The organism is Candidatus Merdisoma sp. JLR.KK006 (genome assembly GCF_036941035.1).
In the GTDB taxonomy this organism is placed as follows: domain Bacteria; phylum Bacillota; class Clostridia; order Lachnospirales; family Lachnospiraceae; genus Laedolimicola.
Window position 1 is genome coordinate 258,647 of sequence record NZ_JAYMNS010000003.1, and the last position, 11,703, is coordinate 270,349.

At 40.1% G+C, this 11,703-nt stretch carries 11 protein-coding genes; 6 read left to right on the forward strand and 5 right to left on the reverse strand.

Going from position 1 to position 11,703, the window contains the following annotated elements; all coding sequences use genetic code 11:
* Positions 1-27: 27 nt before the first annotated feature.
* Positions 28-1,116 carry a M23 family metallopeptidase gene (locus tag VSQ61_RS04410; RefSeq protein WP_502877018.1) on the reverse strand — a complete coding sequence of 363 codons (1,089 nt, stop codon included), beginning with the start codon at positions 1,114-1,116 and terminating at the stop codon, positions 28-30.
* 163 nt (positions 1,117-1,279) lie between these two features.
* Between VSQ61_RS04410 and VSQ61_RS04415 the strand changes: the two genes are divergently transcribed.
* The 3 genes from VSQ61_RS04415 (at position 1,280) to VSQ61_RS04425 (ending at position 3,690) form a co-directional block, all read left to right on the forward strand.
* A complete protein-coding gene (locus VSQ61_RS04415; RefSeq protein WP_160568172.1) occupies positions 1,280-1,477 on the forward strand; it encodes a cold shock domain-containing protein in 198 nt (65 codons plus the stop codon).
* A 219-nt stretch (positions 1,478-1,696) separates the two neighbouring features.
* Entirely contained in the window at positions 1,697-2,707 is a 1,011-nt protein-coding gene (gene asnA / locus VSQ61_RS04420; protein WP_334343229.1) for an aspartate--ammonia ligase, read from the forward strand.
* Between the two features lie 164 nt (positions 2,708-2,871).
* Positions 2,872-3,690 carry a hypothetical protein gene (locus tag VSQ61_RS04425; RefSeq protein ID WP_334343230.1) on the forward strand — a complete coding sequence of 273 codons (819 nt, stop codon included), beginning with the start codon at positions 2,872-2,874 and terminating at the stop codon, positions 3,688-3,690.
* A 320-nt stretch (positions 3,691-4,010) separates the two neighbouring features.
* On the opposite strand, the gene VSQ61_RS04430 is transcribed toward VSQ61_RS04425, so the two are convergent.
* The 3 genes from VSQ61_RS04430 to VSQ61_RS04440 all read right to left on the reverse strand — a co-directional run bounded on the left by VSQ61_RS04430 (position 4,011) and on the right by VSQ61_RS04440 (position 5,014).
* On the reverse strand, positions 4,011-4,286 hold the full coding sequence (locus VSQ61_RS04430; protein WP_334343231.1) for a hypothetical protein: 276 nt from the start codon (positions 4,284-4,286) through the stop codon (positions 4,011-4,013).
* Between the two features lie 145 nt (positions 4,287-4,431).
* Entirely contained in the window at positions 4,432-4,578 is a 147-nt protein-coding gene (locus VSQ61_RS04435; RefSeq protein WP_334343232.1) for a hypothetical protein, read from the reverse strand.
* A 136-nt stretch (positions 4,579-4,714) separates the two neighbouring features.
* Complete coding sequence (locus VSQ61_RS04440; RefSeq protein ID WP_334343233.1) at positions 4,715-5,014, reverse strand: hypothetical protein; 300 nt, start codon at positions 5,012-5,014, stop codon at positions 4,715-4,717.
* Positions 5,015-5,403: 389 nt separating this feature from the next.
* Between VSQ61_RS04440 and VSQ61_RS04445 the strand changes: the two genes are divergently transcribed.
* The 3 genes from VSQ61_RS04445 to VSQ61_RS04455 all read left to right on the forward strand — a co-directional run bounded on the left by VSQ61_RS04445 (position 5,404) and on the right by VSQ61_RS04455 (position 9,200).
* Positions 5,404-6,330: an N-acetylmuramidase domain-containing protein gene (locus tag VSQ61_RS04445; protein ID WP_334343234.1), complete on the forward strand. Its 927-nt coding sequence runs from the start codon at positions 5,404-5,406 to the stop codon at positions 6,328-6,330.
* 1,108 nt (positions 6,331-7,438) lie between these two features.
* Entirely contained in the window at positions 7,439-8,485 is a 1,047-nt protein-coding gene (locus tag VSQ61_RS04450; RefSeq protein WP_334343235.1) for a hypothetical protein, read from the forward strand.
* A gap of 166 nt (positions 8,486-8,651) precedes the next feature.
* Positions 8,652-9,200, forward strand: a complete 549-nt coding sequence (locus VSQ61_RS04455; RefSeq protein WP_334343236.1) for a hypothetical protein — start codon at positions 8,652-8,654, stop codon at positions 9,198-9,200.
* A gap of 113 nt (positions 9,201-9,313) precedes the next feature.
* Here the strand turns inward: VSQ61_RS04455 and VSQ61_RS04460 are convergent.
* Positions 9,314-11,703: glycoside hydrolase domain-containing protein (locus tag VSQ61_RS04460; RefSeq protein WP_334343237.1), on the reverse strand; the 2,390-nt coding region annotated here is incomplete at its 5' end.

Sequence of the window (11,703 nt, forward strand, 5' to 3'; positions counted from 1 at the left end):
TTAGTTTATACAAATCTGTCATTAAAGTCAATTATTGCCGTTTTCCCCAATTTCCCTCATATCATAGATCCGATACCATTCCTTGGTTTCGTCATTTCTGGCACACTCGCTTCTATTTCGATAAAGGAATTTTACGATCTGATAGCAGTCAATCCAGATTTCCGAATTCCCTTCCTTCTGAGATTCATCAAAGATCAACTGGATTCCAAAATGCAAATGTACCTGATCGATGTTATTTACATCCTCCTTAGTGCTGTAGCCTGTGTGTCCCATATAGCCAATCACATCTCCAGCCTGCACAATACTTCCCTCCTCCAGATTAAGAGCATATGGAAATCCCTGACGCAAATGGGCATAATAATAATACCGCTTTTTATCAAAGCTTCGGATTCCAATACGCCAGCCGCCATACTGATTCCAACCCAAAGCTTCCACATAGCCCGACTCTACTGCAATGATCGGCGTTCCTACCTGCCCCATCATATCATGTCCCAGATGCTTTCTCCGATACCCATAGCTTCTGGATACCCCAAAATCATCATAATCACTATAAGGAAAATCCTTGGCAATGGGCAAAAAAGCCTTCAGTCCATATCGCCTTTCCCATACCAGTTTCTCTGCATCTCCCTCATCAGTTTGGCTGCCTGAGGCTGACTTTGCAGCAACCTGTATCTCATACTCGCCTACCATGCCGCCCAAAACAGCCGTATATGCTTCCAGATAGTAATCATAATATTTCATTCCTTCCGTCAATTCTTCTGTAGTCTTTCCCTGAGTCAATTTTTCGGCCGCTTCTTCCAGACAAGCATTCACCTGACTCTCATTGGAGAAATCCCCCCCTGTTCTGGCAGCGGTATAGGCCAGAAGTTCAATCCAATTCAAATGAACTTCCTCCTGAAAAGTATCTCTGTCATACTCATAGGCCTTTCCCAGAGCCGAAGCCGATACCTGAAAATCCACCCACTTGATAAAATCACCCGCCTGCTCTCCTGTTTCCGCCCCAGTAGCTGACAAGCCGGATATTTCCCTGTTTTTATGAACGTAAATAGCCGACAGACCTGCCAAAAGCAATACTTCCAAGAAAATTAATCTCCTGAAAAACTTCTCTTTTTTCATAAAAAATCGCACTCTATTTCATTATTAAACTTTATTCAAAAAAACTTGAAAAAATACCCTGAAAGATTTAAATTTCATTGACAGCATTTTCCGTTTATGCTATTCTATATCTAGTTGCTCTTTTGCAACAAGACACTTTTTTATTATTTTCGGAGGTATCGCAATGCAAGGTACAGTTAAGTGGTTCAACAATCAAAAAGGATACGGCTTCATTTCTGACGAGCAGGGAAACGATGTTTTTGTACATTACTCTGGCATCACCATGGACGGCTTCAAGTCCTTAGAGGAAGGTCAGGCTGTTGAATTTGACGTTGTAGACGGTGCAAAAGGACCGCAGGCTACTAATGTAACCAGAGTTTAATCAGCCTAATTATCCGTCCATGCGTCTTATTTTTATAGATCGCATTCATTTAAAAGATAAAAGCAACTGGTTAAAGCAGAATTGAGAAGGACCGTTTTGACAAATTTATCTGTCAGAGCGGCTCTTTTTCTATTATAAAGATCTTTTCTTTTTTATGAATTCTGCTATAATAGATTTCGTATTTTATCTATACAACAAAATTTTTAGAGGAGATTTATTATGGAACATTTATACATACCTAAGAGTTATCAGTCACAGCTTAGCCTGTATGATACTCAGGTTGCGATCAAAACGGTAAAAGATTTCTTCCAGCAGAGTCTTGCGGAGCAATTATATCTCCTGCGCGTTTCCGCACCTCTTTTTGTCACTCCGGAATCCGGTCTCAATGACAATTTAAATGGTGTAGAAAGACCGGTTACCTTCGGTATCAAAGAACAGGAGGAACGTCCGGTAGAAATTGTCCACTCTCTTGCCAAATGGAAGCGCAATGCTTTAAAGCAGTACGGCTTTCACATCGGAGAGGGACTTTATACAGATATGAGTGCTATTCGCCGGGATGAGGATACAGACAATATTCATTCCATCTATGTAGATCAGTGGGATTGGGAAAAGATTATTCTCAAAGAGGATCGGAATACAGATTATTTGAAGGAAACGGTCCGCAAAGTCTATAAGGCTCTGAAAAAAACGGAAAAATATATGTCTATCCGTTATGATTATATTGAAGAAATCCTTCCCAAAGATATTTTCTTTATCACTACTCAGGAACTGGCAGATCTGTATCCGGACAAAACACCAAAGGAGCGGGAAGATCTCATTGCCAAAGAAAAGGGGGCAGTCTTCCTTATGGAGATTGGCGACAAGCTGGCTGATGGAAAGCCCCACGACGGCCGGGCGCCGGACTATGATGACTGGCATCTGAACGGTGATATTATTGTGTGGTACCCTGTTCTGGGCCACGCATTGGAACTGTCCTCCATGGGGATCCGTGTGGATGAAGAAGCCCTTGCGCAGCAGTTAAAGCTGGCAGGCTGTGAGGAACGGGCAGAACTGCCCTTCCAGAAGGCTATTCTGGAGCAAAAGCTGCCCTATACTGTAGGCGGCGGAATCGGCCAATCCCGAATCTGCATGTTCTATCTGCGCAAAGCTCATATTGGAGAGGTGCAGGTATCCATCTGGCCCGATGAGGTACGCAGGACGGCTCAGAAGCATGGAGTGACTTTGCTGTAATTACTTTTATTATGGAATTATATCCCTTGCCTTTGTAGAAAATTCTGCTATAATAAAATTATTCTTAAATATAAGGATCGTCCGGACAGAGAATAAACTTCTTTATTCAGCTGCGGCGAGCATGAGTTTTTGATTTATGGTATAATCCAACAGAGGTAATATTTATGGTAAGCGCAATTTCTGGTTTGAATTCTTATTACAACGTCTATCGGTATTCCGGCACTGCCAATCTCATGGCGGGCCAGACGAATCAAACGCAAAATGTTAAAAACAAAAACACTGTTGCTGTGTTAAGTCCCCATCGAGCTGCTGATCCAGAAACTCCTGTTCAGCCCATACGTCCTGTTCTCTCAGTGAATCCGGATGCTGCAACTCCTGTAATATCTGCTGCACCTTCACAAACGGAGACTTACGCTGCAGAACAAGCTGTCCGATTTCGAATCCAATATGCAGCTCCCGGCAACGCTGATACTCCCAAAGGAGCCCTGGCTGCTTCGGTATCCCAGCCGTTTACAAATAACGAACTGCCTGCAGGATTGCATCTTGATCCGGCAGAGCTGGCCGTACGAATGCGGATTCAATATGTAGATCCCCCGGCAGGGACAGCAGCCCCGGAAAGCATGTCAGGTATCGATGATGTCCAAAAGGCCAGCGAGGAGGGCCATTGCGAAACCTGTGAGAAGCGCAAATATCAGGACGGTTCTGATGACCCCAGCGTTTCTTTCCAGACACCTACCCGGATTGATCCGGATACGGCAGCCGCTGCTGTCCGAGGACATGAGATGGAGCATGTATTTCATGAGCAATCCAAAGCGGAGCGTGAAGACCGCAAGGTAGTGAGCCAAAGCGTAACCTTACATACGGATATTTGCCCGGAATGCGGCAAGGTATATGTATCAGGCGGTACCACCCGCACTGTTACAAAGGCGGATAATGAGCCTGAAGCTGCCCTTTCTGATAATTCAAAAAGTGATAAAAAATGACCATAAGAAGAGGACTGTCGCCATTATGTGACAGTCCTCCAAATATTCTTATTTCCATCGCAGCGAGAACAGACTCAGCGGCAGCATGCCTGCCTTCATCTCCTCTAAACATTTCATTTTAGCATTCAAAGCCTGCGCATAAAAGAACAAAACGGAAGACACTATCTGTATCCCCGTTTTGTTTTCCTTATGCCAGTACAGGCTCTTTCCCTAAAAGAACAGCTTCTATTTCTTCTTCCTCTTTACCTTTTTCCTTACCTTTTTTTCGCTTTCCTCTGCAATTTCCTTTGTGATTTTCTCAACCTCGGGGCGCATGATTTCTAATAATGCCTCGCACATACTCTCATCTCCTCAATTATCTGCTTGTTTGCCCGGATGCTTACTTCCAGTACGGAATCCGCAAGCTCCTTGTCATACTTCCGTGAAAGACCACCTATCCTTTCCAGAAGTTCTCTCATTTCCTGCTTTTGCATCTTGTCAGATAATGCCTTGAGCCATGCATGGCTCGTCTGTTTTAATTCCTTTCCCACAATAATCTGTGCAGGAAACAGGACGGCTCCCATAACATAATATATTCCGGGATATGGATTTTCCATCTTGATCTCATGCTGAGCAAAATACCGAAATAGCCCCTCCGGTTTCGTATCACGGATAAGTGATATGGTAATATCATCAGTTATCCTTTCTTTACTTTCTTATAACATATGTCTCAATTTTTACAACCGGCAGGATTCTGCAGTTTTAATTTGAAAAATGGACATGTTTTGTTACACAATTCAAAGCACCTTGCAAACTCATGTCTATTCCGCTTGTCAAGAATGCCGCCTGCTCCGCCTCTTTGGATTCCGGGTAAAATACGAGAATGGCCGTATAAAATTCTTTTGCCATCAAATCCGATATTTCCAAATTCTCAAAAACGTCCCTTAACTTGGTCTGCATTTTCCCGATGGCGGGATTTGCTCATATTCCCCGAAAACGGACTTTCCGCTCTTTAAGTACCGAAGCTTATCCAGAAGATATCTTCTCAAGGCCAGCTCGCCAAGGAGCGAATCAAGATTGGCAATCGCCATATACGGGCCCGGATCGCTTCTGAACTTGCACGCAGGTTCATGCCTTTTTTTAACTCGGAGCCTATCGACACATAAAGCGGCTCTTTCCAGTTACACACCCTTACTATCATGCAAGGAGCCGTCGGACATAAATATTGTAACAGCTTTAAGGGTCTCGAATCTTTTTCCTCTTCCATGTTAAGCTGTGAAAACAGGTTATCCCGAAGATAGCCGCAGGCGTTATCGAGCCCGGATTCCTCCATTCTTACAGGCATGATCATGGCTTCTTAAAAATGGCATGTTCGCCAAAAATACTGCAGCCTGCATATCCTTCGTTTTTCCTATCCATATTCATTCCTCCTTCTTGTGCGAGCCGTTTTTCTGCAACGAAAAAACTGCCACAACAATTGTGACAGTCTTTACATGAAAAACTTCGCTCTATTTTCGTAACAGGTCTGGTTTAACCCTTACGCATCCTTGGCGCATGAACGCCTTGTGACTATTAATAATAACAAAAATTAGTATTATCATCATAACATAAAGGATATATATATGCAAGATTTATTAAGCATTTACATTATACGTTTACATTTCCGGACCTGCTCTTCTCTTTATTAATTGAACGCAAAATTTAATGGTAAAACTACGAAAGGGAAACATCAAAATGGAAAAATACGATAATTCAAAGTACACTTATGAACAGGTCCTTGCCGGAATCGGTTATTACATGCAGGACGACTTGCTTCGCATAAGTAACGGGGTAAAAATCATGCAGCAAAAGCTAAATAATGCCAGATACCTCTGCGGAACTGCAGATGGAAAATTTGGAGCAAAAACGAATACGGCCGTAAGAAGTTTTCAATCCGCAAAAGGTCTCGCCGTGGATGGAAAGGCGGGCAGAAACACGCTTGCCCTTTTAGATTCAACGGTCTCCGGCCTTACGGCCGATAACAGCACGATCCCAGGTAGCAGCTTTACTTCTTTCAAGCAAAGGCATGGGACTATAATCAAATCGTATGCTACCCAATATGGCATTGATGAAAATATCCTTGGCGGCTTTCTCTTGGTTGAATCCAGTGGTTCCGGATTTACCAACGGAAAAGTTAAAATTCGGTTGGAGAACCATCATTTTCTTAAGGGAGATGCTGCCCGTTATAAGGGTATTTACTTTGACTATGGCTCCCCATCTTACAAGGGCCATATTTATAGAAAAGATGGCTCGGATATCTGGATGAGTTGCCATCAAAATCAGACACAGGAGAATGACGCTTTCGCCTTTGCTATATCTTTGAACCCTGCGAAGGCCTACGAAGCTACGAGTATGGGGCTTGCCCAGATTATGGGCTTCAATTATAAGAGATGTGGCTATAGCTCCGCCCAGGAAATGTATGATGATTTTGCTACCGGAGAAGCGGCCCAGCTAAAGGGTCTTATATGTTTTATTGCTTCCGATCTCAATTTGCTAAAAGCCTGCCAGGATAAAAATTACCGCACTATGGCATCCCTGTACAATGGCTCTGGCAACGTAAACATATATGCACCTAAGATTGAAAAAGCCTATAAAGAGTACAAAAATATCCTATCTACGTGACTGTTCTATTTGTGAAATTTACACCTGTTTCTGCAGCAGAGTTGATATAGCTCAATAAATATCATTTCCGTTGAGCATATTCCTGGCAGTTAAATCTCGCAACTATCTTCTATATTAAATTCATTTTTTCATAGCAAAGGAAAAAGATATTTAATTAATTAAAAATTCGATTTTAGGTATTCCAAAATATGCTGCATAAGAGCATTTTTAAAAGTAGGCCCCCAATCCAATATAGGTTTTGAGGGGCCTGCTTAGTTACATGATTACAAGGATCTTTTTAAAGAACCGTTGCTTGTAATTAAGCAAATTCTTCAATAGTAATATCTCTCACGGAAAATATTGTGCTGTTTTTTCCTTAATTTCACAAATCTTAAAGTATTATCGTATCCATAAATGTATTTTTAAGTTCTCTCTTGGAATTTTTATCTAAATAGGGTACTATAGGTTTAGTAAATAAACATTTTAAAAGGGTGCAAATGGAACACTGCAACAACTCCCCGTAATCGAATATCATAATTATGGATTTTATATCGATGGCGACGAAAAAGCGATAAATAAAAATAATTCATATCTAATACTAGATGGAAATGAATATTTTTCCAGAGAGTTCATAGAAGCTCTGCTACCAGAAAACGCAAATTTACCTATAAATAATGAAGCAGTATTTATAGGTAAAATTATTGCAGATAAAGTAAATCTTTTTAACCAAACAGTAATGGAAAAGCAATATTGCAGTATACAAAACACCGCAACAGATTCATATGGCAATACATATTCAAATTTACTTTTTATGAGTACTGAATATTATACAAATTCTGATTATAGAAGCCGCTATTTATAATTAAATAATTTATTATAATGTCATTAAGAGAAAATCCGCAAAATAGATTTATTCTTTCAAAAATTATAAAAATAGGTTGATAAATTAATAACATATAAGAAATAAGCGAGATAACTTTCTTTGAAAGGGAAAGCATTTTTAATTCTAATTATATTTTTAATTGCTCTGTCTTCCTGCAAATCAGAGCATAAAAGGTTACTAAAAAGCACGGCATTATTGAATTTTCCAGACACTGTAGAATATATACCATCCGTTGAAGAAGCAAATGTGTTGGAAGCAGCCGAGACCATCTGTTGGGTGAACCATTATTATAACAGGGGGATCTACGAAAAGGACGGCTATACCTATCGACAATTTCGGGACGGGCTTTACAGAAGGCAGGAAGGGACTGATATCTGGGAATTGCTGTGTGAGGTACCTATTCACACAGGAAGAGGGCTCACGGCTTATAAAAGCAAGATGTACTTTACCTGTTACCAAGCTGCAAAGGATGTTCAGGGAAGCGGTTGGAATAACTCTGTTTTTTATCTGGATCTGGATACGATGGAATATGGTGAGCTGCTCTCCACCGAATCGCTTGCTTCTACAGTAGTTGTCTATGACAGCTGCCTGTATTTTCAGTATTTGAAAGAAGGCTATATGCAATATGATGGCTACTTACTGGATGAATCCGGAGAAGTTTTGGAAAAACTGGATGCCGAATCAGAAGATTTTCTCTGTTATGAGCAGAATCAATATAATATAGCGGAATACGAAACCATAAGTCCATCCAGCCATGTAAATGTATTCGTAAACCCTTACGAAGTTGTCAGCACTATGAAATCAGAAGTTATTCCTATTCCTTACTGCGCTTCTGTCTTAAATGGAAAAACTGTCTTCCAACAGCAAAATGATGAGAGTTCGTTCCATTACTTTCTACGTGATTTGAAAACGGGGGAAGAAAGCCTGCTCTTTGACGCATCTGCCATTTTATTTATCACAGATGACGGTATCCTTTATTTTGCAACTGCCGGAAATATGGTTAAGTACTATTCTTTCGCAGATCATACAAGCCAGGAGGTTGTTCTGCCGGAATTTGAAGAAACCCATAATTTACACATAGATTCTTATCTTACTTATGATGAACAGGCATTTTATTTCTATGATTACGGGGAGGACTCCGGAATACCAAGGATCTTGCGGCTATCATATAATGATTGGTCTTTAGATGTTGTGGCAGAAGGTGAAATTCTATCTGAAACAGAGGATTACCGGGTGAACCAGGTAGACGGAGAATATTTTTATCATGGGGATCAGATGTATCCGGTGCCATAAGATAATTGAACTAATAAGATGAATAGGTTTCAAATTAGGGAATAAACGAGGATTCTCCATATTTTCTTTTAATTCCCACAATTACATCGCTTGTTATTAGTTGAACGCAGATAGGCGATTTAGTAAAATATATATAAGCTTTAATATGCTGTAGGAGGATATTCATATGCGTAAAAAACTTGTTGTAATTGGAATTTTATTATTAGCTTTCATTGTTACCGTGTTTATAAAATTTTATGGAACTACAACATCAAATAATAACGTTAGTCTTGATGGGCTATCTATTAATCTCGACAGTAGCTGGGATTATGAAAACGCTGATATTTTCCCTCCGATAGAGACAGAGGATATAAAAATACTAAATGGGAAAAAAATACTTAAAAATGCAGGGAACGATTCAAATGATAAAGAAGTAAGTTTGCAAATTGAACATTATGTATTAGCATCTGGTACTTTTAAAGAATATTTGGATAATAATATTATGACGTATTCATTAGAAGAAGACATTGTTTTTGATGAAGCATTCAAAATAGATAATTATGAAGCCAGAAAAATACTTATAAAAACAGACTCTTTTGTGCAATATATGGTTGTGGTAGGAAAGAATAATTATTTTTTCACTCTTGTTTATAACATGTTTCCAGAAAATTATGAGCTGAATATGGATGAAATAGAGACATCTATTACTACGATTAAGATCAGCTCTGTTAGATGAAAAATCTCTATAATCATTATAAAAACTATATTTATAAAATTTTCTTACTCTTTTGTAAAAAGAACAGGATGTTGCAGTATGAAAATCATGCCGCAACATCCCGTCCTTTTTAACTATTCGATAGTTTTCTCATGGTTTACAAGATCATTTAAAACAATCATCTTAATTTTGTTTTCCTGATCGAATACTACCATTGAATCTGAGGTAGTGGTTCCATTCCAGCAAATAGGATAAGATACTACAAAATCGCCTACCTCAATTTTGCAGTCTGACAAACTATTTACTAAAATACCGGCCTCTATTAATTCCACAACCCTTCCCAAGTCTTTTAATCCGGACAATCTATCACATAGAAGAGAAAAAACTTCTATTGCCAATGTTGAAATATTGTCCGAATTCACTTTGTTAATTAATTCAACCATCGCATCTCCTATGTCATGAACAGACATAAGGATGCCGTATTCCGGAAATAATATTTTTTCAGCAATGCCCGAGATGACTTCTGGTATAAAACCGTTATACATACCAATATTAATTATATCAACCCTTTTCCCTACTAACGGATATTCTACGTAAGATTCATTTGAGCTTTCCGGATAAACGTATGGAGTAATTTGACATATTCCCTCTCCATCTGAATACTCATAGGAATTTGGGTGTTTCTCTCGAATCTGCTGAATTGCCCTTAAAAGCATTCTAGTAACGTCGTAATGAGAATAGATTATATCCAACTCATTAAAAGCAGAATAGAACATAAACAGGCAAATGCCCCCAATGACTGTCAAATATTCTTCGTTACTTAAAATTTCAGGATCCTGTGCTTCAGGACTCGCAACTTCATAACCACAAATCCTGCATTTACAAGTTTCTCTCAAAAAGACCATGTCATGCTTTGTAACATCCTGATAATTCTCATGACCCCACAGCATCGTGCCATCAAAACCCGTATACCTTCCAGATGCAACGTCTCTGTCTAAGTCAAATGCTTCCGTAAAATACGGTGTATTAACAAAGTTCTTCAATTCCTGTATCTGATCAAACGCCCAATTTTCCGGCATTCGGAAGCCCATGTTTCCGCTGTAGCCAGTGGACATATCCGCCACAAAGCTGCTGCAGGCCAGTTTCTTTTCAGATACCCTGGTACAGATATTCCTTGATGCATAGATTCCGATTTTATACTTGATTCCATGCTCGTTAAAATACGCATTTATGCCTTGAAAATGCGGTATAACGATTGTAGTGGTCTGCGCATCCGTAAAATCATAATCTACGGCAAAATAAATGATTTCGTCAAGAGGAATTCTTAAATTTTTAGCCGCTTCATATGCTTTCTGGGCATCCGAATATCCTTTTGAATAGTTGAAGTAGGTTGCGCTCGCACCGCCATCCTGATAAATCGCAAAAATCCTTAACCCGGCCGTAGTAATAGCCGAAATCTCTTCTGATGTCAATGCCTTTGATACGGAAATACCATTCTTTCTAACTGTTCCGGTCAAATAGCGTCCCACATAATTATAACCCTTAGCCTTAATCCCCTGTGCTTTTCCAAGATCCAGAATCGTGGAACAGTCGCAGGCACCGGCATGCCGGCTTACATCACCTTTACTTAGCAACAAGGAAGCCCAGGTTTTACGTTCAACCGTTCCTAAAGTAACGGATGAATTCTGATTCAGACACATGAATTTCTGAAAATCTTCAACTGCCGCTTTCACGGAAATATCAAAAACGCCATCCAGGCCAACATCTCTGAGATACATGCAGGCGAGAGCCATCTGCAGAATCCTAACAAATGCTTTTTTATCTGACGCCTGTGATAAAACGGGTGCATTGTTCAAAGTATTTGTTCCCACAATTCCATCTACTCCCGCAACATTGGGGTTTGAAGGGTTTATGGCCTTTGCTTCCTCATACTGCAGGGCGTAAATAATTGCCTTGGACATGTTTCTTTCCGGTATGCCGTTGCATGGAATCAATCCAATGTTCTGCCAGTAGTAATCGGAATAATTGCGATTTAAGTACTGCTGCATTTCCCGTACATAACCATGTCCGGAATTACTTAGAACAAAGGGATCCGTGTTTAACAGGGCTTTCATATGGCGTGCATCCATTCCCCATCCGGAAATGCCCGTATAGGATCTGAACTGGGCAATTGCCGATGTAACATAGTCACCGTAGATTCCATCAAAGGTGAAGCAATTGATACCCTTACATAAAAATCCCCCCTGCAGAATATAGATTATGTTTTCGTTTGTTACGGTTTCGTCAATCCCGCCATCTCCAAAACGATCATTAAAATATTTAATGGTAGTCGGACCAAACGTGCCGTTCGGGGTGGGTACGCCCAGCTCAACCTGCAGGGCATGGACAAGCGCCTTGCAAGTACCCTGGCCAATAATACCATCCTCCGTAATTTTCGTGTACCCTGTCTTTCCCTGGTATTCAGAATTATACCACTCCTGTACTTTCTGAACCCAATAATCCGGTTTTGCTGCCATTCTTTTTC